Below are 26,965 nucleotides of genomic sequence, written 5' to 3'. Positions count from 1 at the left end.
GATGAACCTCTTAGTCTTCGGTTGTCACTGCTTGCTGAGGGACATAGAGATCTGCACCACTTTGCGCAAACGCCTCTGACATTTCTTTCATGCCTGCTTTGGCCGCTTTCTCATTGGGAATTGTTCGGCCGGCTTTCACCTCGTGAGACAGCTTCATAGAGCAGAATTTTGGCCCGCACATTGAACAAAAGTGGGCAACTTTGCCAGATGCTTGAGGTAAGGTTTCATCGTGATACGCACGGGCGGTTTCAGGGTCCAAAGCCAGATTAAACTGGTCTTCCCAACGAAATTCAAAGCGTGCTTTCGACATCGCATTGTCGCGAATTTGCGCGCCGGGATGGCCCTTGGCCAAATCAGCAGCGTGAGCGGCAATTTTGTAGGTAATCAGGCCCTGTTTTACGTCTTCTTTATTCGGTAAGCCCAAGTGCTCTTTTGGCGTGACATAGCACAGCATGGCACAGCCATACCAACCAATCATCGCCGCCCCAATACCACTGGTGAAATGGTCGTATCCCGGTGCAATATCTGTGGTGAGTGGGCCTAAGGTGTAGAAAGGCGCTTCGTGGCAATGGGTTAGTTGCTCTTCCATGTTTTCTTTAATCATGTGCATTGGCACGTGACCTGGGCCTTCTATCATCACTTGAACGTCGTGTTTCCAGGCAATTTTAGTTAATTCACCCAATGTTCGAAGTTCAGAAAACTGTGCTTCATCATTTGCATCGGCCACTGAACCTGGGCGCAATCCATCTCCTAACGACAATGACACATCGTATTGCGCACAAATTTCACAGATTTCTTCAAAGTGGGTATGCAGGAAATTCTCTTCGTGATGAAACAGACACCATTTTGCCATTATCGCGCCGCCGCGAGACACTATCCCAGTTACTCGATTAGCCGTGAGTGGGACAAACGCCAGCCTCACGCCCGCGTGAATTGTGAAATAGTCAACGCCTTGTTCGGCTTGTTCAATGAGGGTGTCTTTGAATACATCCCAAGTGAGCTTTTCAGCAACGCCATTCACCTTTTCCAACGCTTGATAAATTGGCACTGTACCGATGGGAACCGGGCTATTGCGAAGGATCCACTCGCGTGTTTCGTGAATGTTTCTGCCGGTTGATAAGTCCATCACCGTATCGGCTCCCCAGCGGGTTGACCATACCAACTTTTCCACTTCTTCTTCGATAGAAGACGTGACCGCCGAGTTACCTATATTGGCGTTCACTTTAACCAAGAAATTACGGCCGATAATCATAGGTTCAGATTCGGGATGATTGATATTCGCGGGAATAATCGCTCGGCCTTCTGCGACCTCTTGGCGAACAAACTCACCTGTGATTTCCGTGGGCGTGTTGGCGCCGAAGCTCTGCCCTGCGTGTTGTTCGCTTACCGGATCGGCAGCAAGTTTCGCTCGCCCCATGTTTTCGCGAATTGCAATGTATTCCATCTCGGGCGTGACGATGCCGCGTCTGGCATAGTGCAGTTGGGTTACACAGTGGGAAGGTTTCGCCCGCAGTGGGTTATGGGTGACGTTAAATCTGAGATCATCAAGGGCGATATCTTGTCGGCGAGCTTTTCCAAAGTCTGAGGACAGATCTGCCAAAGACGTGGTGTCAGCTCGGTTCTCAATCCATGACTTTCTGATAGGCTCGATGCCTTTTCTCACGTCAATGGAAGCCGTCGGATCTCCGTAAGGGCCTGAGGTATCGTAAACCGGAATATCAGGATTTTGCTCCCAAGTTAGGTCGGCCTCGTCTTGACCAACTGCGGTGGGTGTTTGCTTAATCATTCGCATAGCAACGCGAATACCAGTTTCGCTTTGCTCAAAATGCCGATAGGAATTAGGAAATGTCTTCCCGGTTAAACCGTGAATAAATTGGGTTGCGTTTTCGCGTTGTTGACGTCGTTGTGACATAGCATTTCACCTTGTTTGTGATGGAGTAATGCTTGTCAGGAGTGAGATAAGACGAACGACACACAGAACTCGCCTAGCAGTGAGTAATGTGTGTACGATGTAGCCTTGTTCCCTTCGCAGGTATTAGCCTGATCAGGTTCAACGGATCCCGCTTTCGCGGTCTCAGCTTGTTATCTCTACGAAATAACGAAGCACTCCGACAAGTGTTTTTTTCAGTATAAGAAGATTTAAAATCAAACTTCAACTGATTTTTTTCGGTTATATTGGTGGCCGTAAAAATATCAACTACGGAATCACACTGCGTTGAATCATTAATATTCCACGTTATGTGGTAGACAATTGAGATATTATAACTAGTGTGAAGTAGCAGATTTTGTTACGCTAAATGGAAATGATTGTTATTTGATTCGCTCGGTAGTTGGTAAATGCTTGCTAACATTTGAGACCTCATAATAACGCGAATAAAAGAGAAAGTGTTATGACGCTGTGGGAACTTGCTAAAAACCAAAAAGCAACAGTTATTGAACTCGACAGTTCACTCAATAGTGACGTTATTCACCGTTTACGTGAGATGGGAGTGGATAAAGGACGAGAAATAGAATGTTTACGTCGCGGCCCGATTGGCGGCCCCATTGTGCTTCAATTAGGCGGTAGTGTTTTTGCAATTGAGCATGAGTTAGCCACAAATATCGCTGTCACCGCGAACTAAATCGCGTCCATTTTTAAGTAATAAATTCAGGATAGAATATACCCTATGCAACGCATTCTAATGGTTGGTAAACCCAACTCTGGTAAAAGTCTGTTGTTCAACCAGCTCACAGGTTTAAGACAGCAAGTCGCCAATTACCCAGGTATTACCGTTGAAGTAAAACGTGGTCGTTGTGGCGATTTTGAATTAGTCGACATGCCAGGAACGTATTCACTGACGAGTTTGAGCAAAGATGAAAAAGTCGCGGTGGATGAAATTAAGCGTGCCATGGCGCAAGACGATACCTCGATGGTGGTGTGTGTATTAGATGCCACGCGCTTAGAGCGTAGTTTGGTGTTGGCGTTGCAAGTGCAAAAACTCGCACTTGAGCACAACAAGCCAATGATGTTTGCCTTAAACTTTATCGACGAAGTACGCCGCATTGGTGAAAATATCGATGTTGAAGCATTGTCGAAAGAGCTTGGTAGCCCAGTAATGGCCCTGTCAGCCCGCACACTAGACGGCTTGCACGAGTTCAAAGTGGGGCTACTTGAAATGGCCGCCGCTCCCCAAGAAAAAGCAATCAACGCAGAAGCAGTGAAAGACGAGCCTGCCATTGAACGCAGCCGCGAGCTTGCTAAAGTGTTTGGGGTGCAACAACATGTGGTGTTGAAAAACCAAAACACGGTTGACGCCTTTTTGCTCAACAGTTGGTTTGGAAGTGTTGCCTTTATTGCGGTGATGTTTGTCCTTTTCCAGAGTATCTTTACGCTAGCCACACCGTTAATGGATGGTGTAGAGGCGCTGATTGAACAGGCCGCTGGTGGCGTGAGTGAAATTACACCAGAAGGCATTGTCACCGACTTCTTCAACGACGCTATTTTTGCCGGTTTGGGGTCATTCTTGGTGTTTGTACCGCAAATAATGGTGCTGACGTTTGTTATCGGATTGCTCGAAGACAGTGGGTATCTTGCTCGGGCGGCCTTGATGTGCCATCGCCCTTTGAGTTTCTTTGGGTTATCAGGCCGTAGCTTTATTCCTTATTTATCGGGTCACGCATGTGCGATCCCTGCCATTATGGCGGCGCGAACTATTGAATCACCGCACAAGCGATTGATCACCATGCTCACTATTCCTTTGATGTCGTGTTCAGCGCGATTACCCGTTTACGCTTTGCTTGTCGCGGTACTTGTGCCATCGGAAGGAACGTTCCTTGGCATCTTTAACCTGCAGGGTACGGCTTTCTTTGGGTTATATTTCTTCGGTATTGTGATGGCACTAATTATCAGTCAGGTGTTAAACAAACTGTTGCCGAAAGATCTCGAACAAAAAGACATGCCTTTTATTCTAGAATTGCCGACGTATCGTTTGCCTCATTGGAAGCCTTTGGTTTATCGCGTTATCAATAGTGGTTTGCAGTTTATACGTCGTGCAGGACCGATTATCTTTATGGTGTCGATGGCAATTTGGGTGTTGGGATACTTCCCGATGAACTCGTCATTAGAAGACTCGTGGTTGGGCCAAATAGGTCACTTTATTGAACCTGTCTTCGCACCAATGGGCTTAGACTGGCGATACGGCATTGCGATTTTACTTTCATTTCTTGCCCGTGAAGTATTTGTTGGCGCTCTAGGTACACTATTCCATATGGATGGTGCTGATGAAGATATTGGTGGGCTAGCAGACCGTATTCAGGCTGATGGCTTAACCGTAGGTGCTGGCCTTGGATTGGTGCTCTTCTACGTCGTTGCATTGCAGTGTGTAGCAACCGTAGCGATGCTAAAAGGCGAGAGTGGTAGTAACAAGCTGTCGTGGGGGCTGTACGTGGCCTACGGCATACTTGCGTACGTGATTGCGGTAGCGGTAAACGCGATTTTTTAGCGCTTTCAACAACAACTAAGCCCGGCAATTAACCATTGATTAGTTGCCGGGCTTTTTTTTATCAGTGGGTTTTGGCCAATTAAGGGGCCTGAAGGTTCATGGCTGCGCGATAAAGCAATGTGGTGAATACGTGTTGCTCTTCGTCACTGAAACCTGTCATGGCGCGTTGATAAATGGCGCGGATTTTTGGGGTTAACTCGGGGAAGAAGGCTTGGCCTTTTGCTGTTAACACTAACCGGCTTGAACGGGCATCATCGGGACACTTCTTCTTTTCAATCAGCTCTTTTTTTTCCAACCTATTGAGTAATCTACTCATGGCCCCGCGGTCGTAATCCATTTTGTTGCACAACTCTACTAACGTAGTGGCATTGCCGTTTGCGATATTAATGATAATGCCATATTGCGCGGCGGTGAGGTCTAAGGGGGCTAATTCAATATCGATTTGTCGAATTAGCAAGTTTCTAAAACCGGCAGTAAGCCTCCCTAGGTCAGCCAGAGGATCAAGAGAATCTAAAGAGCAGCAGGAGCTGGAACGTTCGCCAATCACAATTAGTATCTAAGCATAATTATTATGCGTTTCATCATACCGCACAAGAATGAGCACACAACAGTCTTTACGTTAATTGTTGTTGTAAAAACCGCTCAAAATGTTGGTAACGGCGTTGTTACTCGTGTCGAGAGCCAATGCTTTGTTTATACAATGCCAAGGCTTGGTCGGGCTGAGATTCATGCTCTTTAATTGCGGCTAACAATTGTAAATCTGTAGGCGAGGGCGATAGAGACACCGCTTTTTGTAATGCTTTCTCGGCTAAAACGAAGTCGTTGGCGCGATAAGCGATTTGCCCAAGAATACTGTATAACTCGGCGTTATCGCTATCTTGTTTAATCCAATTTTCCAACCGCTTTATTGCACTTGCAGGGTTGGCTAATTGTAGTTTAGCCATTAACGGTAACAAGGTGTTGTCGGGAGACTTCTTTTGCCATTCTAGCAAATAACGCTCTGCGTTCTGGTGCATGCCTTGCGCCAACAATTGTTCAATGTACGCTGCGCGATAGCCATAGTCGTTGCGCTGCGCTCTTGGTAGAGATTGCCAAAAAGCGTCTAATTGAATTGCGCCTTGTTTACTTGCCACTTCAGACAGCCTGCCTTTTGCAATTTGTTGTTGCCAGTGTTGATACTCGTTTCCTAGAGCTTTTTTCCAGGGTTTGAGTAAACCTTCCAGCTTTTCAAACTCTCCCGCGGCGGCTAACGCGCTGGCATACAACTTTTTATATGCGGCAGTGTGTTTTTTGTTTTCGTCGACATTATCGAGGTAGCGCAGGGCTGATTTTGCATCGTTAGCTTCAATAGCATGCCTTGCTCTAATTATTTGCACGGTATATTCAGCAGCCGGTGATTCTGCCGCTCGGTTTAAAAGATAGTCAACTTTGTCTACTTCGCCTAACGCCTTTGCCGCTTGAGCCGTCACGAGGTAATTAACCCCATCGAAATCGCCCGACTCAGTGTTTTTCATGTGCTCACGAGCAGCCAAAAAATCACCTTGGATCATGGCGTGTAATCCTCGCTCGAAGGCGGCTTGCTTCTTGCGGCTTCCCCAAGTACCAAGCCAGTGGCTGGAGCCTTTCATCATGCCCAAGCTTTTTAAAATCAGCTTGGCGAGTAGATAAACGGCGAAACCTGTTATCAAAAGTATAAAGACACCGTAAACCACGGTGGTTTCAAAGGTCCATAATCCCAATGAAATAAGTACGTAGCCTTCTTCGCCCACCAGTGATGGCGCGACTATCATGGCCAATAGCGCCAATACAAAAATCACGAGGTAAATGACTAAACGCCTCATAATGCATTCGCTCCTTGACCGAATACATGATTAACACGACTCTCAAGCAATTGTGTTAATGCCGCTTGGCTGGCTAACTCACTAGGCAGCACTTCAGCCACATCACTGGATTTAAGCTGGTTGATGCCGTTGATGTACCCTTGTACCTGTGGGGTTTGGGTATCGAATTGCTCGTGAATAATGGTGAGCGCTTGATCCAAAGCTGCTTGATAGAGCGTGGGTTGAGCTTTCAACGCCGCACTTTGTGCTGTTTGCAGCTGCAATTTTAGTTGCTCTTTCGCTAACCATTCTTGAGCTTGTGTCATCATTGGTTCTACGGGGGCTTCACGATGGCGTAAACGGATAAATTTAGATGTAAAGTCGTCCCATGCTTTACTTAAGTTTGCCCGCCAATCGGCTATTGAGTCGCTTACTTCGGTGTCCTGCTCGGCCTGAGTGAGGTCAGGGAGTTGAATTGTGTTCAATGGCAGAGAGTTCACTTTTGCGGTTAAGCCGTTCAACGCGAGAGCAATGCTAGTGAGTGAGACAGGGTTAGCTTGGCGTAATGTTTGAATATCTTCCGCGATCAAACTTCTTACCGGTAACAATGAAGGGTCTGCTAATTCAGACAAACGTTGGTCGGCGTTAGCGAGTAACATGATCGCCGTGCGTGTATCTTTTTCTAACCAAACTTTGCGGCCAGCCATACGTACCAGATAATCTGCTTCAGCAATGAGCCAATCTGCAGGGCGGCGGCCATCTAGCGACTCGAGCTTGCTGGTTGCTTCGTACAATGATTGGGCATTTTCTTTAGCTTGGTTAGCCAGCGCGTTAATTTCAGCTGTACTTTGTTGCGCCAGCTTTTCATTCTTTTGTTGTTGGTTAGTGAGTGCTAATTTCGTTTGTGATAAATCTTGTTCTTGTGCTTGCATACGCTGCTTAAGGCGAGCGTAATCGGCTTCCATCATTTGTTGTGATTGATATTTGGGGTAAACAAAATACCACGCGCCAGCAAGGGCGCAGGCCAGTATCGCGAAGTTCAATACCACCAAGGCCCATAACATCACGGTTTTAGGCTTAGGGTTCGATTGAGCTGTGTCTTTTTCGCTTTTCTTACGACTTGCCGTTGTACTCGAAGCAGTACGTTTTGTTGTCAAGCTTGCTTCTAACTCGGCCAGCTTGTTGTTTTGGCCCGTCTTATCTGAACCTTCGTTCATTCATTTACTCCCAAAAATCCTGCACCCACTTTATCAATGCCTTGTCACTTGCGCCAGTACTTACCGATATATTGGTCATACCCATTTCTTTCAATATTTCAGCGATGCGTTCGCTCACGGTTAACCAAGGAACTGGATGGTCGGCAAGCCAAGGGTATTGCTTTATCAGTAAATGAGCCAACTCTGCACTGGTGGCAATCACGCCACTGACAAGAGATTTATCAACAGCGCCCGTGGCGACAGCCGGCGTTAGTGCCTTTCTTTCGTATACATTGTATTGAGTGATGATAGCACCACGTTCAAACAATGCATCATTGATCAACGTGCGGCCGCCAGCGCCTTTGACTATTGCTACCGACTTGTTATTCACATGCTTGACGATGGGCAGAGCAAGTAAGGATTCTGAGGTATGCTCTGCTGGGCAAAGTGTGTTGAAGCCTGCATTTTTCAGTAAACCATAGGTTGTTTCGCCAATGGCGATCATGGGGTTTTGTATGGTGTTTGGCGACAAATGCTGCACAATGAGTTTTGCGGCCTGTGTACTGGTGACAACCATTATATCTGGCCGCGCAAGGGATAATTGCGTGAATTGGGATAGGGCTGTTGGCGTTGGTGGCGTCGACACTAACGCCACCACATTAACGCTAATCCCCGCATTGGCAAAAGCCGCAGCACTGGTCTGTGCCTTTTCCAATGGGCGGGTTAATAAATACATGCGGTTAGTCGTATAATGCTTTGAGCAGCTCACCTGCACCTTGGGCGAGTAAGTCATTGGCAACTTTATCGCCAATCGCTGCAGCATCTGCTATATCACCGGAGGCTTCAGCAAATAACAAGGTTTCTCCATCGACGCTGCCTACCATGCCTTTTAGTGTAAGCTGATCCTCATCGATAGTCGCAAAACTGCCAATTGGTACCTGACAGCCTCCTTCTAGCGTAGCGTTCATCGCTCGTTCTGCAGTGACACGCGTGGCCGTAGCATCGTGATTCAGTGGCGCCAACAGGGCAATCAGTTCGTGGTCATCATCGCGACATTCAATACCCACCGCGCCCTGTCCAACGGCTGGCAGAGAGAGGGTTGCAGGAATGGGTTGGGTGATTCTGTCAGCCATTCCAAGGCGAATAAGCCCTGCAGACGCGAGAATGATTGCGTCGTATTCTCCTGCGTCCAGCTTAGCCAAGCGGGTATTCACGTTGCCGCGTAAATCCTTGATCACAAGGTCGGGGCGATATTTGCGTAATTGGCACTGCCTGCGTAGGCTTGATGTGCCCACCAAAGCACCTTGCGGCAAGGCATCAATAGCGTCATATTGGTTGGAAACGAACGCATCAAAAGGGTTTTCGCGCTCGCAAATCGCATGTAAACCAAACCCTTCAGGAAACGCCACTGGCACGTCTTTCATCGAATGCACCGCTATATCAGCTCGGCCTTCTAACATGGCAACTTCCAGTTCTTTTATAAACAAACCTTTACCGCCAATTTTGGCTAAAGGGGTGTCTAAGATGCGATCGCCTTGTGTACTCATCGGGACCAGTTCTACGCTCAACCCCGAGTGATGATGTTCAAGGGCGGCTTTTACATATTCGGCTTGCCATAAGGCTAATGCGCTTTTGCGCGTGGCAATACGAATTGTGCGTGCTGAGGTTTGAGTCATGACTCACCTATTACTTCAATTGAGACCAGAAAGGTCTGGCTATTATCTACGTTTGTGCGTGAACGAGATTGATCTCGATCTTTAAGGCAACACTTTCTGCATCCAGCTAGCGATGTCTTTTAATTCAGGCATACATACATTGTGTTGCATATTATAGGTGTGCCAACTTGCATCGTAGCCATTCTCTTTAAGGGTTTGGTAAGCGGCATTCCCCATAAAAATAGGTACTACTTCGTCATGTTCACCGTGAGCCATCATGATCGAGGTAGATTTGTTGGCTTCATGAGCCTGAGACGCCAACGTTCCCGGTTCGCTCATATAAGTTGATAGCGCTAAAATACCGGCCAGTTGAGTACCAAAACGCGTACCTAAATGCAGAGCAATCACACCGCCTTGTGAAAACCCGGCGAGTATGATGCGGTTGGCGGGTACACCCCGAGCAATTTCTGCTTCAATGAGCTTTTCTACGCGCTCAGCAGAATCCTTGACGCCTTCAACATCGGCGCGGCTGTTAAAATCGAACGACTTGATGTCATACCAAGCGCGCATCCGCATCCCATTGTTAATGGTGACTGGCCTTTCTGGCGCATGTGGGAACACAAATCTTACCGACATTGAATCTGGTAACTGTAACTCGGGCACTATTGGCGCAAACCCGTGGCCGGAGTCACCCAAACCATGCAGCCATATCACGGTAGCGGTAGGGGTTTGACTTGGGTTAATTTCAACATAGGGTAACAAGGTGTCTGACATACCGTACAAGGCCTTTGATAATCTGTTATTGGGTTATGAAGATAGCATGAATAGATTTACGGGTGAAATCAGTAAAATAGGCGCAATGCATCGATTTATGCTAACCTTGCGACGTATGCCAACCGACTGAATGATGAATTAGTTACTACATGTCTGCTTTACTCGGAAATCTATTTATCCTTGCCGCCCCTTCGGGAGCCGGAAAATCAAGCCTTATCAAAGCGCTATTGGAAAAACACGGTTCTCATCCCGACTTTCCAGTGCAAGTATCTGTGTCTCATACCACGCGTAAGCCTCGCCCAGGTGAAGAAGACGGCGTGCATTATCATTTTGTTGACCACGAAGAGTTTGAACGCTTAATAGACAAAGGCGTCTTTTTTGAATACGCAGAAGTGTTTGGTAACTACTACGGCACATCACGGGAAACCATCGAACAAACTCTGCATAAAGGTGTCGATGTATTTTTAGATATCGACTGGCAAGGCGCGCGTCAGGTGAAAGCCCTTATGCCTGAAACGTGTACGGTTTTTATTCTGCCACCGTCGGTTGCTGTGTTAAAAGAACGCCTAACCAATCGCGGGCAAGACAGTGAAGAAGTGATCGCCGCGCGAATGAGCGAAGCGGTATCTGAAATGTCCCATTATGATGAATTTGACTATGTGTTGATCAATGATGACTTTGATACAGCCTTGTCTTCGCTGAACCATATTGTTGCCGCTCAACGCCAATTAACGGCGAAACAGCAGTTGAGATATCAAGATCTATTGGATCAATTAGTGGGTGATCAGTAAAGATCGCTAAAAATCCTTGCATCTAGGGCTACCCTGTACGGTTGCGTTATTGTATACTACGCGGCCATTTTAGAGATAACCCGTCGCATTCGGAGAGAGACATGGCTCGCGTAACAGTTGAAGATGCTGTAGATAAAATTGGTAATCGTTTTGATCTAGTACTAGTTGCGGCACGTCGTGCACGTCAAATCGCGACTGAAGGCAAAGAGCCCCTTGTTGATGTAAGTAACGACAAGCCAACAGTAACGGCTTTGCGTGAAATCGAAGAAGGTCTTGTCACTTCTGCTTCTATCGAACAAGAAGAGTTGCGTGATCAAGAGCAGCAAGAGCGTGCAGAGTTTGCATCGGTTGCAAACATTCTTGCAGACCAATAAGGTCAACTAGCTGTAAGTCAAATATGACAGCGCCAGTGAGTAAAGTATGTTACTCACTGGCGTTTTGCCATTGGCAATTCGAAAATTACCCCGTATTCTTAAAACTCTATGATAATGCTGGAGTTACACTAACACGTGTATCTATTCGAAGGGTTAAAACAAAAAGCGTCCGCTTATTTGCCGTCTGAACGCGTTCAGCTGGTACAAGATGCCTTTGTCTTGGCGCATGAAGCCCATGACGGTCAAATGCGCTCTAGCGGTGACCCTTATATTACCCATCCTGTCGCCGTGGCCAGTATTTTGGCCGATATGCACCTTGATCACGAAACATTGATGGCAGCCTTGCTCCACGACGTGATCGAAGATACCCATTTTACTTTTGAAGACCTCGCTGATGCGTTTGGCCAAACTGTGGCCGAATTAGTCGAAGGCGTGAGTAAACTTGATAAAATTGCTTTCAGTACTAAGCAAGAAGCTCAGGCAGAAAACTTTCGCAAAATGATGATGGCGATGGTGCAGGACATTCGAGTGATATTGATTAAGCTCGCTGACCGCACTCACAACATGCGTACATTGGGGTCGTTAAGACCGGATAAGCGCCGCCGAATTGCATTAGAAACGTTGGAGATTTATGCGCCGATTGCCCATCGTTTGGGTATTCATGACGTGAAAAACGAGCTGGAAGACTTAGGCTTTCAGGCTATGTATCCCATGCGTCATCGGGCATTAAAGTCAGCAGTGAAGCAAGCCAGAGGCAATCGAAAAGAAATCATTGAAAACATTCGGGAAGAATTGGCGACCCGACTGGATGAGTATCAGATTGAAGCCACCGTACTGGGCCGTGAAAAGCACTTGTATTCCATCTATCGCAAGATGAAAAACAAAGAGCTGATGTTCAATGAAGTCATGGATATCTACGCCTTTCGTATTGTGGTGCAAAGTGTCGATAATTGTTATCGCTCGTTGGGCGCCATGCATGGTTTATATAAGCCCATTGAAACACGCTTTAAGGATTACATTGCGATCCCGCGTACCAATGGTTATCAGTCACTGCACACATCCTTGATTGGGCCTCATGGAATTCCCGTTGAAGTACAAATTCGTACCGAAGCCATGGATCAAATGGCTGACAAAGGGGTGGCGGCTCACTGGATGTATAAAGAACCCGGTGACAGTGATACAACAGCGCAATTGCGCGCGCGCAAGTGGATGCAAACTTTGTTGGAACTACAACAAAGCGCGAGTTCCTCTTTCGAGTTTATCGAGAGCGTAAAAACTGACCTGTTCCCCGATGAAATTTACGTGTTTACCCCTGATGGTCGCATTATAGAGCTACCTGCTGGTGCGACTGCAGTAGATTTTGCTTATGCCGTTCACTCTGATGTGGGTAACACCTGTGTAGGTGTGCGTGTAGAACGCCGCAACTACAGCTTAAGCAAGCCGCTTGAAAACGGTCAGACGGTAGAAATTATCACCTCGCCGAAAGCGAAACCCAACGCCAACTGGCTTAACTTTGTTGTCAGTGCTCGTGCTCGTACCCGTATCCGGCAATATCTGCGGAAGCAGCAGTCTCAAGAAGCAGTTAACATGGGTAATCGCTTGCTTCGCCATGCCTTGGGCACGGTGAAGTTAGATGACATTGCGCAATCTGATATCGACCGCGTGGTGGCAGAAACCAAACATCAGGATTTTGAATCCTTACTGGTAGATATTGGTTTAGGCAATGAGCTTAGTGCCATTGTTGCCCGCCGCTTGATGGGTGAAAGCCCTGATCTGCCTGAGAAAAAAGGCAACGTGGCAATTCGTGGGACCGAAGGTCTGTTGGTCACTTATTCGCGTTGTTGTCACCCGATCCCCGATGACGAAATTGTAGCTGTGCTTAGTCCTGGTAAGGGCATGACGATTCACCAAACCGGTTGTACCAATATTCGTCGACTTGCCAAGGAAGAGCCACAACGTGTTTTGCCGATGGAATGGGATGACAACGCACAAGGCGAATTTAAGGCGTCGTTGCGCGTAGAGTTATTCAATCATCAGGGTACGTTGGCAACACTCACCAACACCATTGCGAGTTGTGATTCAAATATTATTGGTCTCCAGACCGAAGAAAAGGAAAGTAATGTATACTTTATCGACCTGGAGATAACCACGCATAACCGTGTGCACTTAGCGAATGTAATGCGAAAAATTCGCACTATGCCTGAAGTGCAGCGAGTTTCCAGACACAGTCAATCTCGACAACAATAACGTCAAGAAAACAGGAATTATTATGTCTAAATCGATTATTCAAACCGATCGAGCGCCACAAGCTATTGGTACTTATAGCCAAGCGGTAAAAGCTGGCACGACGGTATACCTTTCTGGCCAAATCCCTTTGGTACCTGAAACCATGGAAATTGTGTCTGAAGACTTTGCCGAACAAGCGACACAAGTGTTTGAAAATATCAAAGCGGTATGTGATGCCGCTGGCGGTACAACAAATGACCTAGTGAAAGTAAATATTTACTTACTTGATTTGGGTAACTTTGCAACTGTTAACGAAATTATGGCGAAGTACTTTACTCAGCCTTATCCTGCACGTGCGGCAATTGGCATCAAAGAATTGCCAAAAGGTTCGCAAATTGAAATTGATGGCGTGATGGAATTACCGGAGTAAAGCATGTCTCCAGAGAGAAACCAGCGAATTCGAGACATGCTGGCCAAGCGACAAACGGATTTGACGGTTTGTCTGGAGAATGTCCATAAGCCCCATAATGTTTCTGCCATCGTTCGTACCTGTGATGCTATTGGCATTCATCGCGTACATACGACATGGGAAGAAAAATACAAGCTGCGCGCTGGCACGGCGATGGGGAGTGAGCAGTGGGTGAGAGTAACCAATCACGATACCATTGGTGATGCAATTGGGCATTTGAAGTCGCAAAACATGCAAGTGCTCGTTACTCACTTGTCTGATAAAGCGGTAGATTTTCGAGAGATTGATTACACCAAACCTACTGCAGTGTTATTTGGCCAAGAAAAATATGGCGCCACTGACGAAGCTATTGCCATGGCGGATCAAGATATTGTTATTCCCATGGTAGGCATGGTGCAATCTCTCAATGTGTCTGTGGCAGCGGCATTGGTGTTGTACGAAGCCCAAAGACAACGTCAAATTGCGGGCATGTACGATGTGCAACATCTCGATGAAGAAGAATGCCAGCGTATGCTGTTTGAAGGCGGCTACCCGCGATTATTACCAGTAGTAAAACAGAAAGGGATGAAATACCCGAAGATTGATGCTGATGGTAAAATTGATGAAGATGAAACGTGGTGGCAACAATTACAATTGTCGAAAGCGGCTTTTAGTGATGAGGTGGGGCTGAAATAACTAGCCCCCTTTAGACCCTGTTTCTGTAGTGCCTGCCAGCCCGCCATTTACGAACGGTTGAGGCTTATTTTCCTTTTTTGCGGCTTGTTGTTCTGTTCTTTGACGAGGAATACAAAGTACTCCGATCAACATCACAATGACGCCTGCAATCAGGTGGTTTGTATATAGACATACAATCCCAGTGAGCATTAACAAAATACTAAATTTTGAACTCATTTTAGCTCCATGTTGCACAATTTCTTTCCTAGCATGCTTAACTGCCAAAGCTCCACCCTATACTAGCACAAGATCTATCACTCGAATTGATACCGATCTAAAATTCGTACTAATTACCGCTAATGCTCAGTGTTTAAAGCAAATTTAGCATGCACGTTTTCACTTCAGACGTGGCCTTGCGCTTGACAGACGAAAACTCTCGCCGTTAAGACCGCATTCAATTTCAAGAAAAAAAGGTAGATGAGTTTTAACGTCTTGCTTTATGGCTAAAAACGCTATCACAAATGAAGCCTTTCCTTGATTTTAGTTAGCAGATTGCAAACTAAATACTACTCCTTTTATTGTGGGAGTTTTCTCACAATAGTCTGAACCGTAAATTATACGAATGTTCAGAAGAGCAGTTTGCCTGAGTGAAAGCGATTCGTCTACATTTGTCGACAAAAATTAACTTTTTCACTGTAAAATCAAGCAACATAGTCTGTAAACACTGAATACCCAATTGAGTCGACACAGCATATTTGAAAGCATTTTCCGAATAAACAGGTCTTGTGTGTACTTAGGTTTTAAATGGAATACATACTATGCGTTTCACTGCGTTATTATTCACCAGTTTTTTGACACTTTTATGCCAGCCTGTTTGGGCTGGGTCGGGTATTGCGGATTCTTCAGAAGAGGTAACGCCGCTGTTAGACGGCACTACAATTCCAAATAGTCAGGTATTTACCGCCGACGGTGAGGCTATCTCATTAATTGAAACGGTTAAAAACCGGCCGGCTATTATTGTTTTCTATCGCGGTGGTTGGTGCCCTTACTGTAATCGACAGTTAGCTGAGCTCAAAGATATTGAAAGTGATTTGGTGGCGATGGGGTACCAAATTCTCGCTATTTCTCCTGAAAGTGTTGAGCGCCTCAATGCCCAGAAATTAAAAACTGAGATGCAGGCAACCATTCTTTCCGATCATACACTTTCCGCGGTCACTGATTTTGGTATTGCCTACTATGTAGATAAAGCAACGAGTATCAAATACGCGGGCTACAACATTGTGCTGACCAAAGACAAAACTGGCCAACCTGTTTTACCTGCACCCGCAATATTTATTGTGGATAAGCAGGGGCGTGTCCAATTTAGTTATGTGAACCCTAATTATCAGGTACGTCCCTCAGCCGAATTAGTTAAGCAGGTTGCTAAAGCCCTCAAAGCTACCGGGATGACAGAATAGCTAAGATTCAAATGAGAGTGGAGGGGCTACCTCCGTAGGTTGGCGAGATGGTTCAACTCGCCAACCTTAGCGCAATCGAGTACACTGCAAATCGAATAAATTACGACGAAAACACAGGGTTGCGTTAATGCCGTCTCTTGCGGCCACGCCTATTACAGCATTGAAAGGTGTTGGGGCTAAAGTGGCAGAAAAGTTGGCCAAAATTGGTCTCAATACAATTCAAGATATTCTATTTCATCTTCCTTCTCGATATGAAGATCGCACCCGCATTTATCCATTAGCTGACTGCCGACCCTTCACTCATGTGAGTATACAGGGTACGGTGATGACGGCTGATATCCAATATGGCAAAAAGCGCATGTTGGTGGTGAAGTTAGCTGATAACACTGGTGGGATCACGCTGCGCTTTTTCCATTTTGGAGCTGCCCAACGGGCAATAATGACACCGGGCAATGTACTGCGGTGTTTCGGCGAAATCCGTACCGGAAAGTGGGGGCTAGAAATGATGCACCCAGAATTCCAATTAGTGGATGAAGACAATAATGACATGCAAGAGTCGTTAACGCCTGTGTACCCCACTACTGACGGGGTAAAGCAATTGACGTTACGCAACTTAACCGAGCAAGCGTTAAAAATGCTCGATAAGGGCGTGTTAGAAGATTTACTGCCCAGTGGCATGTATCAGCAACAAGTATCGCTTAAAGAAGCGTTGTACACAGTGCATCGACCATCGCCAGATATTAATCTGAGTTTATTGGAAGAGGGCGCGCATCCGAGCCAAAAACGTCTCATTCTCGAAGAGTTACTTTCTCATCATTTGAGTGTGCTAAAAGTGCGTCAGCAATCAGACGCGCAACCGGGTATTGCGATTAACATAAACCAACCGTTAATCGATAAACTCCTCAGTGCTTTGCCGTTTTCTCCGACCGGCGCGCAGCAAAGAGTGGTGGAAGAAATTCAACAGGATATGCGCCAGCCTCGACCTATGATGAGGTTGGTGCAAGGCGATGTGGGCTCGGGTAAAACTCTGGTGGCAGCATTAGCTGCACTTTCTGCCATAGGTGCTGGGTATCAAGTTGCGCTAATGGCACCAACAGAACTCCTTGCCGAGCAGCATGCCAATAATTTTAGAGAGTGGCTTTCACCACTGGGGATCGAAGTAGGCTGGTTAGCCGGTAAACTCAAAGGAAAAGCGCGAGAGCAAGTACTGACAGAATTGGAAAACGGCCATATTCAAATGCTCGTAGGTACGCATGCGATCTTTCAGGAAAACGTGAATTATCAGCAATTGTCGCTAGTGATTGTAGACGAACAACACAGATTCGGCGTACATCAGCGTTTAGCATTGCGCGAAAAAGGTGAGCAACAAGGGCGTTTCCCACATCAATTGATCATGACTGCAACACCTATTCCAAGAACTTTAGCGATGACCGCGTATGCCGATTTAGATACCTCGATTATAGACGAGCTTCCTCCGGGCAGAACACCGGTAAAAACCGTCGCTTTGCCGGATTCGCGACGGGCAGATGTGATTGGGCGAGTACAACAGGCGTGTGCGGAACAAGGGCGTCAGGCTTATTGGGTGTGTACGTTAATTGATGAGTCGGAAGTGTTGCAATGCCAAGCGGCAGAGGATGCAGCAGTGACCTTGCGAACCGCTCTACCAAATTTAAAAGTAGGCCTGGTTCATGGTCGCTTAAAGGCGCAAGAAAAACAGAGTGTCATGGCGGAATTTAAAGCCGGTAATTTGGATTTATTGGTGGCAACTACGGTCATCGAAGTGGGCGTAGACGTGCCTAATGCAAGCTTAATGATTATTGAAAACCCAGAGCGGTTAGGGTTAGCGCAATTGCATCAGTTGCGCGGCCGAGTGGGGCGTGGAGCAGTAGAAAGCCATTGCGTACTGCTTTATCAATCTCCACTATCCAAAACTGCGACTAAACGACTTGGCGTATTAAGAGAGTCGAATGACGGTTTTTACATTGCCCAAAAAGATTTGGAAATTAGAGGGCCGGGAGAATTGATGGGTACAAAACAAACCGGTATGGCAGAACTAAAAATAGCAGACTTGGTGCGCGACGCCGAGTTGATCCCTCAAGTACAGCAGATAGCGACTACACTGTGGGAAGCGTACCCGCGCCATGCGCAAGCAATTATTAATCGCTGGATTGGAGCTAAAGAACAATATGGCCATGCCTGATATCGTGATTTATCTAGCTGAAGATGCCTCTGAATACGAGCGACAACGTTCAGCTGCGCTAGCTCAGGCTTATCATTTAACGATTAATAACGAGCAACCCGCAGGTTTAGGGTTGAGCTGGGAAGCAGAAATGCTAGTCCTGAAAGACTTCGATGAGCCTAAACTGAATGGCGTGAGTGTCGACTTTCTTTCTGGTGGTAGTCAGTATAGAAAACAACACGGTGGTGGGGTAAAAGAACCGATTGCAAAAGCAGTGGGTGTTAAAGGTAATAAACCCGTTACTGTAATTGATGCGACACCGGGTTTGGGCCGAGACGCCTTTGTTTTGGTTGCTGTAGGCTGTAATGTCACGCTAATTGAGCGTTCTCCCATCGTGGCTGCGCTGCTAGACGACGGTATTTATCGCTTGCAAAACCAAGCGCCAGAACTTGCAGAAAAGATAAACTTGATACATGGTAACAGTATAGAGGTGCTAGCCGAGTGGCAGGGCGATGTGGTTGATAGTGTGTATTTAGACCCAATGTTCCCGCATAAAAAGAAGTCGGCCTTGGTTAAAAAAGAAATGCGCCTTTTTCAACAACTGTTAGGGCCAGATGACGATCAATGTGATTTACTTGGCCCAGCGTTAAAAGTAGCAAATAAAAGAGTGGTGGTGAAACGCCCGAATACCGCAGAGGTGCTCGCTGGCCAACAGCCATCTATGGCAATAACCAGTAAAAAACATCGCTTTGATGTTTACCTTTGTCAAAACCATTAGGAGACAGTAATGATTCAAGTTGGTAGTACATTACCCGAAGTCACGTTTAGCTTGTTAGTAAACGGCGAAATGACAAACCCGCACACAGGCGCATTATTCGGCGATAAAAAAGTGGTACTTTTTGGCGTTCCCGGTGCCTTTACGCCAACTTGCTCTGCGGCGCATTTGCCCGGTTATGTTGCCTTGGCAGATAAAATCAAAGCAAAAGGTGTCGACAGTATTATTTGCGTATCTGTAAATGATGCGTTTGTTATGGATGCTTGGGGCAAAGCAAATAACGCCGAAGAATTGTTGATGGTTGGCGATGGTAACGCGTATTTTTCTGACGCCATTGGCTTGTCGATGAATACCAGTAACTTTGGTGGTATTCGTTCTCAACGCTACTCGATGTTGGTGGAAGACGGTGTTGTATTGAAGTTGTTTGTAGACGACCCAGGCCAATTTAAGGTCAGCGACGCAGAAACTATGCTAAACGCACTATAAGTGAATTGAATTAGGCTGTTGCCGCGTCGTTGATCGTCGCGGCTTTTTTGTTTTTATCGGTGAGGGGAAAGAAGTTGTTTAAAAACAGTTGGGCTTTGATAGTGGCATTGGTTGTGGCGTTAGCTGGATGTGGTGATGTGAATACTGAAGTACAGGTAACAGGTGGGAGCATCACAGGCATTGTTGAGGGCAAGGCAATAATCTATAAAGGCATTCCATATGCAGCGCCGCCTATTGGGGATCTTCGCTGGCAGCCTCCTCAACCAGTCCGGCCTTGGCAGAACATTCAAGCGGCAACTGATTTTGGCCCAGATTGTATGCAACTTCCCTTTCCTAGTGACGCCGCTCCACTTGGCGTTGAGCCTGCAGAAGATTGCTTGTACGCCAATGTGTGGCGCCCTAAAAAAGCCCCGAAAGAAGGGGCATATCCCGTTATTGTTTGGATTTATGGGGGCGGTTTCGTTAATGGCGGTTCTTCTCCCGACGTATACAATGGCGCTCAGTTCGCAAAATATGGTGCGGTTTTCGTTAGTTTTAATTACCGCGTAGGTCGCTTTGGTTTTTTTGCTCACCCAGCGCTAACGGCAGAAGCAAACGCCAAGGGTGATAATGCACAGCTAGGCAACTATGCATTTATGGATCAAATTGCGGCGCTAAATTGGGTGAAAGACAATATTGCCCAATTTGCAGGTGACCCAAACAATGTAACGATTGTTGGAGAATCTGCGGGGGCGGTATCTGTTCAAGCGCTTCTGCAAGCCCAACAAGCTCAAGGTTTATATCATCGCGCGGCCATCATGTCAGGTGGTGGAAGAGGGCTACTTGCGGCAATGCCACTTTCAAGTGATACAAACTTGTCTGCCGAAGCAGTGGGCGTCAATTTTGCGAAAAGTCAGCAGATTACCAATCCTGATAGTGCCGAATCACAGACTCTTGCGGCTCTGCGTGCATTACCTGCCGAGGCGGTTGTTGATGGTTTAAATTTGGCGGCAATGTCGCCTAAATTTGAGGGCATACCCACGTATTCAGGCCCGATCATGGATGGCAGTATTATGACTGACAATCTTGAGGCACAATTCGAACAGCAGCGCATTGCGAAAGTGCCAGTAATGGTTGGCGCAACCAGCCAAGATATTGGCTTTTCCTTTTTCCCTTCTAAAGAGGCATTGTTTGCTAGTTTTGGTGAACTTGCCGATGAGGCAAAAGCCACTTATGACCCTAATGGTGAAAAGGCATTGGCTGCGGTTGGATACCAGGTGGGTCAAGATCGCATGATGCAAGAGCCAGCGCGGTTTATTGCCAACCAAGTTACGGTAATGGGGCAAGACGCCTTTTATTATCGGTTTGATTACGTTGCTCAGTACATCCGAGACGGGCAAGGTGCGCAACATGCGTCTGATATTCCCTATTTTTTCAGTACAGTGGCGGAAAAATACGGGCCAACTATGACGGATCAAGATAAGCAGGCGGGTAAAATTATGCATCGTTATTTGATGAATTTTGCTCAGTTTGGCGATCCTAATGGCCCAGGTCTACCTAACTGGCTTCCTTATGACACCAACAAACATAATATGCTATTGCTTAATATGGATGGTGTGGCTCAACATGGGCCCGATCCTTGGACCCCACGATTAGACTTGGTCGAAAAAGCATTGGAACTGAGCCGACAATAGATACTAGCAATGGTGGATAAAAGTACTTTGACTCAATGAGACTTCACGTATAATCCGCGCCTCATTTGAGGGGACTTAGTGTGATAAAAAGAGACGTCATTATTATTGGAGCAGGTGCGGCGGGGTTATTCTGTGCCGCCCAAGCGGCGCAGCGTGGCTGTAATGTCGAAGTACTCGACCATGCCAAGAAAGTGGGCCGCAAAATTCTAATGTCTGGCGGAGGCCGGTGTAACTTCACCAATATGTATGCGTCTCACGAAAACTATCTATGCCAAAACCCTCACTTTTGTAAGTCTGCATTAAGTCGATATACCCAGTGGGACTTTATATCCTTGGTGGCGGAATACGGTATCCCTTATCACGAAAAAACCTTGGGCCAACTCTTTTGTGACAATAGCGCCTCAGATATCGTTGATTTACTCCTGTCTGAATGTGAGAAATACGGTGCAAAAGTGACGACGCGCTGTGAAATTCTCAACCTTGAGAAGCGAGAAGAAGGGTATACACTGAACACTTCGTTAGGCGAGTATCAATGCAATAAGCTGGTTATAGCTACGGGTGGTTTGAGCATGCCTAAGCTAGGCGCAACACCCTTTGGTTATCAAGTCGCTGAGCAATTTGGTATTAACGTATTGCCGACCAGAGCTGGCTTAGTGCCGTTCACGCTGCACGATAAAGACAAAGCACAACTGGCTCCGTTGAGTGGTGTGGCAGTGGATTGTTACGCCAGCAGCCAAAATACAGGCTTTAGAGAAGCTATGCTATTTACCCATCGTGGGTTAAGTGGGCCAGCAATGCTGCAAGTATCGTCATTTTGGGAAGCAGGCGATACCTTGACGATTGATTTACTGCCAACTGAAGACGCAACGGAAGCACTGTTTGCACAACAAAAAGAATCCCCTGATACTCAATTATCAACCTGTTTGTCAAAGTTCTATCCTAAGCGAGTGGCGCAAACGCTAATTGAGATGAACGGTTGGGCCAACAAACCGGTTAAGCAATTTACTCATAAAGAAATTGAAACCATTGGCAGTATGCTGAACAACTGGCAAGTAAAACCAAATGGCACTGAAGGTTATCGCACCGCAGAAGTCACGCTAGGCGGTGTTGATACGGATGCACTCTCATCGAAAACTATGATGGCGAAGCAGGTAGACGGCCTTTATTTTATTGGTGAAGTGGTGGATGTTACCGGTTGGTTAGGGGGTTACAACTTCCAATGGGCGTGGTCTTCAGCCTGGGCAGCAGCGCAAGATTTTTAGTTTGATTGAATTTCGCACATAAAAACTTTTTATTCTGAGTCCGCTACCTTATTAGATTTTTGATCAGCCACCATTTTACTTTCGGTTTTAAGAGGCTTTCCTTCTGGGCAAAAGTCCACCAAAAAATCGTTAATACTCGCGAACAAATTTTCTCTGACCAAGCTGTAGTGGACATACTGGCCTTTTTTTTCTGATGTAATTAAATTTGCGTTAACAAGAGTATTTAGGTGCTTTGACAACGAGGGTTTACTCATCTCAAATCTTTCTGCTATTTCGCCAGCAGTTAAATTCGCCTCAGATAGGTAAGCTAATATTTTTCGTCTAACGGATGACGATAATGCTTGAAATACGTTATTCATGAGTTATATATTTAGCTAAAAAGCTAATTAACTAAATTCGACATAAGAATATAATAGCTAAGCTGAAAGGAAAACTCTATGTCTGAATCGGAAAAGCAAGGATGCGAGCCTTCAATAAGCAGCAGAAAACGCAACATACTTATCTTCGTTTTGATAGGTGTTACGTCTGTATTTATTCGCCTGCTTTATTCTTATGAATTTGAAACCTCTGCTCTTTTGTATGTAGGGATACCATTTTTTGTCGCTATAGCATTGTTAGCTATTTTAAAGAAACCACAGCATGACACGGTCGGATCTTATTACGTTTATGCTTCGAAATGGTCGTTTATAGTGATGTTGGGCACTTCGATAATACTGTTTGAAGGCTTTGTTTGTGTTGTTATTTTCATGCCAATCTACTTCTTTATACTTTTTCTCATGTACCTCTTTCATACAATGGTTCTTCGCCTACATGATAAAAAGAAGAATACATTACATGCTCATGCCCTTCCTGTTTTAATCGTTGTCAGTGCGTTTGAAGGAGTTGTGCCTTCATTCGAATTTGATCGGGACTACTCAGTTAGCCGAGATATTTTGATTGATGCGCCTGTGGAAGTTATTCAAGCTCAATTAAAGCAACCAATGGAGCTTGATGTTGATCGAAACTGGTTACTTAGCCTGTTCCCAATGCCAACCGATATTGAAGCTGGAAGCCTATCATCTGGAGATGTTCATAATATAAAGTTTGTATATCACCGCTGGTTTGTAACCAATACGCACTCTGGGTCAATGTCACTTGAGCTGACTGAAGTATCAGACGATTACATAAAAACCACATTTCTAGAAGATACTAGTTATATAAGTAACTACATGGATTTAAAGGGAACAGAAATTCGTTTTGAAGAACACGATAACGAACAAACTAAAGTTACTTTGACGATACATTACACTCGATTTCTTGATCCAGTCTGGTATTTCGGCCCGTTGCAGGAATATGCAATTGGTAAAACGGCAGAGCTTCTCTTATCTGAGCTGTTCGTACCACATTCTGTCCAAGATATCTGATGGGGGACTCAAATATGTATAGCAACGAGAGAGTTATCACGGGGCAACAAGCCAATGCGAGTAAAGGGCAAGTGATTATGTCTCCATTGAAGTTGTTTTGGGTCGGTGGCGTATTCTTAGTAGCGATAATCGGAGGTTGGCTCACATTCTCGTGGAATGCCGTTATTATATTTATTGTTTCGACAGCGATTTCTTTGTGTTTAGGGCATTCACTTGGAATGCATAGGCGGTTGATACATAAAAGTTATGAGTGCCCTAAATGGATGGAGTATTTGTTTGTTCATTTGGGAGTTATCGTTGGACTTGCAGGCCCGTTTGGTATGATGCGGACTCATGATATTCGTGATTGGGCACAGAGGCAGGAACAGTGTCACAGCTATTTCGGTCATCAACAGCCGATGTTTACTGATTTTTATTGGCAGTTGTTTTGCGATATTAAATTGAAAAGCCCTCCAAAAATACAAATTGAACCTGAAGTAGCCAATGACAAAGTCTATCAATTGATGGAGAAAACTTGGATGCTCCAACAGTTACCGATTGCAATGCTTTTGTTCATGTTGGGCGGCGTATCATGGGTAATATGGGGAGTGTTTGTTAGAGTTTCAGTATCTATCTTTGGGCATTGGTTAATAGGCTATCATGCTCATAATGAAGGTCATCGAGATTGGCATGTTAATGGTGCCTGTGTTCAAGGTCACAACGTGCCCTTTGCTGCGATTCTTACAATGGGCGAGAGTTATCATAACAACCATCATGCATTCCCTGGTTCGGCAAAGTTAGCATTGCATGATGGACAGATAGATTTAGGTTGGAATGTATTAAAATTGCTATCGCGCTTTGGTTTGGTGTGGAATATTGTTTTGCCAGAGAGCTTACCTGAAAGACCTGAATTAAAGCGTATAGAAGATTCGACCTATTTGTAGATTCTCACATAATAGTATTTTTCACCACGGACGGTATTTAATCTCATAGCAGTTACTCGAAGGGAGGTTCATCTTGCACTTTTTCGACATAGCGAAGAGTTGAACGGGTTATAACCATTGCTAACAAGCCTAATGCAATTGCCAACCAACCCACTTTCAGATAGGCAACGAAAAAAAACGTAATTAATTGTAGCCATAAAAATATAATACCAATGTGATGTAGCTTATCGCTCTGTTTTTGCGCGGAGAAAATACACAACGAGCTCACTAACCCCAATAGAACAGGTAAGTAAAATTCAGGCTTCTGGCTTAACAGTAATGCTAGCAATGCACCAAGGTTAACTAATGCAATGACTTTGCTGTAAAATGTCATGTATTCCTCCGGATTAATTATCGTTAATTACTGGCTGCGTTAATAACATCATAAGTAAACCACGCTACCGCTAGGACAGTACCCACACCGGAACCAAACAAAAAGCCTCTGGCCACATTTTTAGCGATAATACGGGCAGCTGAGAGAGCGACAGTTTTCTTTGATGCGCCACCAGATACCATTTGAACTTCGTTGATATTGAGTTCTTTCACGCTAGTTATCCTCTTTGAAAAGAGAACGATAAGCTGAAGTCAATCCTAGATAAGTGATAGTAGCACTAGTGGTAATCCCTAGGGAGATACCGGTAATCTTTGCTGCTAATCCCAAAGCTGGTGGAATTAGTACTACTACACCTCCACTCACACATTCAATTTCGTTCCGAGTTATTTCTTTCATACTTTGCTCCTATGTCAAAAAGTCTGCTTTTTACAAAAGCAAATAAATAAGAACATCTAAAAGAGTTAAAAATAACTGTACTGAGCTCCTGAATTCAAAAACGGCTTCTATTTATGTCTCAATTGATGTAAAACAATGTAACTAGTTACGCATTTATAGGGGGAAAGTATTTTGGATATCTTGCAACAAGTCGGTGCGGCGGCATTGGGTAGTCGTTTTAGGCGTCTGGCCGAAAAGTTCACAGCTGATGCGGCTAGTTTGTACAAGTGGTATGGCGTGGAGTTAGAGCCTAGTTGGTTTCCGATTTTATATCTCCTGTCTGATCACAAAAGTGTCGCAATTACTGAAATAGCCTCCCTAACAGGTCAGTCGCACCCTTTTATTAGTAAAACCATTCGACAGATGAAGGCAAAAGAGCTTGTTCATTCTCTACCTTCGGCAAAAGATAAACGAATAAACAAGATTGCGTTGACGGAAAAAGGGCTATCAGAATGGCGAGCGCTACAACCACAACTTTCAGATGTATCTAGCGCGATGCAAACTCTATTAGAAGAAGTAGATAGTGAATTTGTAAAACGGTTGGATAGATTGGATAACGCATTAGACCAAGAATCATTTTATAACCGAGTTAAAGCCGAGCGCAGACAGCGAGAGTATACTGATATAAAGATTATTGAGTTCGATCTGGAATATCAAAACGCATTTTATGAATTAAACAAACGTTGGATACAAAGGTATTTCACCTTAGAGCCTGCAGATCTGAAAGCATTAACATCACCAAAGGAATATATCCTTGATAATGGTGGAAAGATTTTACTCGCTCAGACGAAAAACGGAGATATTTGCGGCACGGTCGCGCTGATCGCAATGAACCCAGGTGTTTATGAGTTAGCTAAGATGGCGGTAGATGACAACTATCAAGGTCTAGGGATCGGTGAAAAGCTAGGTTATGCAGCCATCAAGTTTGCAAAATCCAAGGGTGCATCAAAACTATTTCTCGAAAGTAACCGTAAACTCGCTCCTGCTATTCACCTTTATACCAAGTTGGGGTTTGTAGAAGTAAAGAGTATAGCGTCACCTTATGAGCGTTGTGATATTCAGATGGAACTCAATTTATTAGCATGAGGATCCAGTTGATCCCTTTGTAACGAACGGATCCGTATGAAACGTGTGGTTTTTCGTATGAAAATCACACGTTTCGTGTGCATTTTGTGCGATCAGAAAAAAGATCGCGGGTTTTTCAAAAAAGGTGTTGACCCTAGGAGTGAGTTCTCTATAATGCGCTCCACTTCGACGGGGAAGGCCAAACAGCCCGAAACGTAGAAGGGCTTCAGGCCTTGTCTGAAGCGGGTTTCAGTGAAACGCTTCGAAAATTAATTTTCAAAAAAGTGTTGACACAGAGAGCCAGGAGCGTAGAATGCGCATCCCGCTTCGGGGCTAACTTAAAAGAGTTCACGAAGCAGCGAAAACTCTCTGTAAGAGATAAGTTTCGCACTGTTCTTTAAAAATTGATAACAAGACAATCTGTGTGGGCACTCGTTAAAGAGTGTCACAACGACAATTCATATTTCGATATATTTAATTGAAGAGTTTGATCA

The 26,965-nt window shown here is 45.4% G+C and carries 28 protein-coding genes and 1 riboswitch; of the genes, 16 read left to right on the top strand and 12 right to left on the bottom strand.

Annotated elements, in window-relative coordinates:
* Positions 1–10: 10 nt before the first annotated feature.
* Complete coding sequence (gene thiC, locus ACXAH6_RS14885; protein ID WP_474878068.1) at positions 11–1,912, bottom strand: phosphomethylpyrimidine synthase ThiC; 1,902 nt, start codon at positions 1,910–1,912, stop codon at positions 11–13.
* A 92-nt stretch (positions 1,913–2,004) separates the two neighbouring features.
* A riboswitch (TPP riboswitch) is annotated at positions 2,005–2,121 on the bottom strand.
* Between the two features lie 269 nt (positions 2,122–2,390).
* Here thiC and ACXAH6_RS14880 point away from each other — a divergent pair.
* Both ACXAH6_RS14880 and feoB read left to right on the top strand, forming a co-directional pair.
* Complete coding sequence (locus tag ACXAH6_RS14880; RefSeq protein WP_474878066.1) at positions 2,391–2,621, top strand: FeoA family protein; 231 nt, start codon at positions 2,391–2,393, stop codon at positions 2,619–2,621.
* 45 nt (positions 2,622–2,666) lie between these two features.
* On the top strand, positions 2,667–4,481 hold the full coding sequence (feoB, locus tag ACXAH6_RS14875; protein WP_474878065.1) for a ferrous iron transporter B: 1,815 nt from the start codon (positions 2,667–2,669) through the stop codon (positions 4,479–4,481).
* Between the two features lie 79 nt (positions 4,482–4,560).
* Here feoB and ACXAH6_RS14870 read toward each other — a convergent pair whose 3' ends face one another.
* The 6 genes from ACXAH6_RS14870 to ACXAH6_RS14845 form a co-directional block, all read right to left on the bottom strand.
* Positions 4,561–5,028 (bottom strand): MarR family winged helix-turn-helix transcriptional regulator, encoded by a 468-nt coding sequence (locus tag ACXAH6_RS14870; protein WP_474878063.1) that lies wholly within the window; start codon positions 5,026–5,028, stop codon positions 4,561–4,563.
* Positions 5,029–5,146: 118 nt separating this feature from the next.
* Entirely contained in the window at positions 5,147–6,322 is a 1,176-nt protein-coding gene (locus tag ACXAH6_RS14865) for a heme biosynthesis HemY N-terminal domain-containing protein (RefSeq protein WP_474878061.1), read from the bottom strand.
* Positions 6,319–7,518: a uroporphyrinogen-III C-methyltransferase gene (locus tag ACXAH6_RS14860; protein WP_474878059.1), complete on the bottom strand. Its 1,200-nt coding sequence runs from the start codon at positions 7,516–7,518 to the stop codon at positions 6,319–6,321. The genes ACXAH6_RS14865 and ACXAH6_RS14860 overlap by 4 nt, the downstream gene beginning before the upstream one ends.
* A 4-nt stretch (positions 7,519–7,522) precedes the next feature.
* Positions 7,523–8,233 carry a uroporphyrinogen-III synthase gene (locus tag ACXAH6_RS14855; RefSeq protein ID WP_474878057.1) on the bottom strand — a complete coding sequence of 237 codons (711 nt, stop codon included), beginning with the start codon at positions 8,231–8,233 and terminating at the stop codon, positions 7,523–7,525.
* A 4-nt stretch (positions 8,234–8,237) separates the two neighbouring features.
* Positions 8,238–9,173: a hydroxymethylbilane synthase gene (gene hemC, locus ACXAH6_RS14850; RefSeq protein WP_474878055.1), complete on the bottom strand. Its 936-nt coding sequence runs from the start codon at positions 9,171–9,173 to the stop codon at positions 8,238–8,240.
* A gap of 81 nt (positions 9,174–9,254) precedes the next feature.
* A complete protein-coding gene (locus ACXAH6_RS14845; protein ID WP_474878053.1) occupies positions 9,255–9,926 on the bottom strand; it encodes an alpha/beta hydrolase in 672 nt (223 codons plus the stop codon).
* Positions 9,927–10,075: 149 nt separating this feature from the next.
* Between ACXAH6_RS14845 and gmk the strand changes: the two genes are divergently transcribed.
* From gmk to trmH, 5 genes are all read left to right on the top strand, one after another.
* Positions 10,076–10,717 carry a guanylate kinase gene (gene gmk, locus ACXAH6_RS14840; RefSeq protein WP_474878051.1) on the top strand — a complete coding sequence of 214 codons (642 nt, stop codon included), beginning with the start codon at positions 10,076–10,078 and terminating at the stop codon, positions 10,715–10,717.
* Positions 10,718–10,818: 101 nt separating this feature from the next.
* Complete coding sequence (rpoZ, locus tag ACXAH6_RS14835) at positions 10,819–11,091, top strand: DNA-directed RNA polymerase subunit omega (protein ID WP_474878049.1); 273 nt, start codon at positions 10,819–10,821, stop codon at positions 11,089–11,091.
* Positions 11,092–11,226: 135 nt separating this feature from the next.
* Positions 11,227–13,338 carry a bifunctional GTP diphosphokinase/guanosine-3',5'-bis pyrophosphate 3'-pyrophosphohydrolase gene (gene spoT / locus ACXAH6_RS14830; RefSeq protein ID WP_474878047.1) on the top strand — a complete coding sequence of 704 codons (2,112 nt, stop codon included), beginning with the start codon at positions 11,227–11,229 and terminating at the stop codon, positions 13,336–13,338.
* 22 nt (positions 13,339–13,360) lie between these two features.
* Positions 13,361–13,747: a RidA family protein gene (locus ACXAH6_RS14825; RefSeq protein WP_474878045.1), complete on the top strand. Its 387-nt coding sequence runs from the start codon at positions 13,361–13,363 to the stop codon at positions 13,745–13,747.
* Between the two features lie 3 nt (positions 13,748–13,750).
* Positions 13,751–14,461: a tRNA (guanosine(18)-2'-O)-methyltransferase TrmH gene (trmH, locus tag ACXAH6_RS14820; RefSeq protein WP_474878043.1), complete on the top strand. Its 711-nt coding sequence runs from the start codon at positions 13,751–13,753 to the stop codon at positions 14,459–14,461.
* On the opposite strand, the gene ACXAH6_RS14815 is transcribed toward trmH, so the two are convergent.
* A complete protein-coding gene (locus ACXAH6_RS14815; RefSeq protein ID WP_474878042.1) occupies positions 14,462–14,725 on the bottom strand; it encodes a hypothetical protein in 264 nt (87 codons plus the stop codon).
* Positions 14,726–15,258: 533 nt separating this feature from the next.
* Here ACXAH6_RS14815 and ACXAH6_RS14810 point away from each other — a divergent pair.
* From ACXAH6_RS14810 to ACXAH6_RS14785, 6 genes are all read left to right on the top strand, one after another.
* The gene (locus ACXAH6_RS14810) at positions 15,259–15,897 is read left to right on the top strand and encodes a peroxiredoxin-like family protein (RefSeq protein ID WP_474878040.1); all 639 of its coding nucleotides are present in this window, start codon (positions 15,259–15,261) and stop codon (positions 15,895–15,897) included.
* A 127-nt stretch (positions 15,898–16,024) separates the two neighbouring features.
* Positions 16,025–18,097 carry an ATP-dependent DNA helicase RecG gene (recG, locus tag ACXAH6_RS14805; RefSeq protein ID WP_474878039.1) on the top strand — a complete coding sequence of 691 codons (2,073 nt, stop codon included), beginning with the start codon at positions 16,025–16,027 and terminating at the stop codon, positions 18,095–18,097.
* Positions 18,039–18,854, top strand: coding sequence for a class I SAM-dependent methyltransferase (locus ACXAH6_RS14800; protein ID WP_474878037.1), 816 nt, complete (start codon positions 18,039–18,041; stop codon positions 18,852–18,854). Before recG ends, ACXAH6_RS14800 begins: the two co-directional genes overlap by 59 nt.
* A 9-nt stretch (positions 18,855–18,863) precedes the next feature.
* Entirely contained in the window at positions 18,864–19,337 is a 474-nt protein-coding gene (locus ACXAH6_RS14795; RefSeq protein ID WP_474878036.1) for a redoxin family protein, read from the top strand.
* A 74-nt stretch (positions 19,338–19,411) separates the two neighbouring features.
* Positions 19,412–21,010 carry a carboxylesterase/lipase family protein gene (locus ACXAH6_RS14790; protein ID WP_474878034.1) on the top strand — a complete coding sequence of 533 codons (1,599 nt, stop codon included), beginning with the start codon at positions 19,412–19,414 and terminating at the stop codon, positions 21,008–21,010.
* An 80-nt stretch (positions 21,011–21,090) separates the two neighbouring features.
* Positions 21,091–22,272, top strand: coding sequence for a BaiN/RdsA family NAD(P)/FAD-dependent oxidoreductase (locus tag ACXAH6_RS14785; protein WP_474878032.1), 1,182 nt, complete (start codon positions 21,091–21,093; stop codon positions 22,270–22,272).
* Between the two features lie 29 nt (positions 22,273–22,301).
* On the opposite strand, the gene ACXAH6_RS14780 is transcribed toward ACXAH6_RS14785, so the two are convergent.
* Positions 22,302–22,631: a metalloregulator ArsR/SmtB family transcription factor gene (locus ACXAH6_RS14780; RefSeq protein WP_474878030.1), complete on the bottom strand. Its 330-nt coding sequence runs from the start codon at positions 22,629–22,631 to the stop codon at positions 22,302–22,304.
* 78 nt (positions 22,632–22,709) lie between these two features.
* On the opposite strand from ACXAH6_RS14780, the gene ACXAH6_RS14775 reads away from it, so the two are divergent.
* Positions 22,710–23,675, top strand: coding sequence for a hypothetical protein (locus ACXAH6_RS14775; RefSeq protein WP_474878028.1), 966 nt, complete (start codon positions 22,710–22,712; stop codon positions 23,673–23,675).
* A gap of 14 nt (positions 23,676–23,689) precedes the next feature.
* Positions 23,690–24,598: an acyl-CoA desaturase gene (locus ACXAH6_RS14770; protein WP_474878027.1), complete on the top strand. Its 909-nt coding sequence runs from the start codon at positions 23,690–23,692 to the stop codon at positions 24,596–24,598.
* A 52-nt stretch (positions 24,599–24,650) separates the two neighbouring features.
* Here the strand turns inward: ACXAH6_RS14770 and ACXAH6_RS14765 are convergent, their stop codons facing one another.
* Genes ACXAH6_RS14765 through ACXAH6_RS14755 form a run of 3 tightly spaced genes read right to left on the bottom strand, consistent with a single transcriptional unit; the run spans position 24,651 to position 25,367 of the window.
* Positions 24,651–24,971 (bottom strand): hypothetical protein, encoded by a 321-nt coding sequence (locus ACXAH6_RS14765; protein ID WP_474878025.1) that lies wholly within the window; start codon positions 24,969–24,971, stop codon positions 24,651–24,653.
* A gap of 23 nt (positions 24,972–24,994) precedes the next feature.
* A complete protein-coding gene (locus tag ACXAH6_RS14760; RefSeq protein ID WP_474878023.1) occupies positions 24,995–25,183 on the bottom strand; it encodes a hypothetical protein in 189 nt (62 codons plus the stop codon).
* Position 25,184: 1 nt separating this feature from the next.
* Positions 25,185–25,367: a hypothetical protein gene (locus ACXAH6_RS14755; RefSeq protein ID WP_474878021.1), complete on the bottom strand. Its 183-nt coding sequence runs from the start codon at positions 25,365–25,367 to the stop codon at positions 25,185–25,187.
* A 171-nt stretch (positions 25,368–25,538) separates the two neighbouring features.
* Between ACXAH6_RS14755 and ACXAH6_RS14750 the strand changes: the two genes are divergently transcribed.
* Positions 25,539–26,492, top strand: a complete 954-nt coding sequence (locus ACXAH6_RS14750; RefSeq protein ID WP_474878019.1) for a bifunctional helix-turn-helix transcriptional regulator/GNAT family N-acetyltransferase — start codon at positions 25,539–25,541, stop codon at positions 26,490–26,492.
* Positions 26,493–26,965 lie beyond the last annotated feature (473 nt).

The sequence above is a fragment of the Alteromonas sp. ABE4_545 genome (assembly GCF_056161325.1).
Note: the sequence above shows the minus strand (reverse complement) of the source record. Positions and strands in the feature narration are given on the sequence as shown.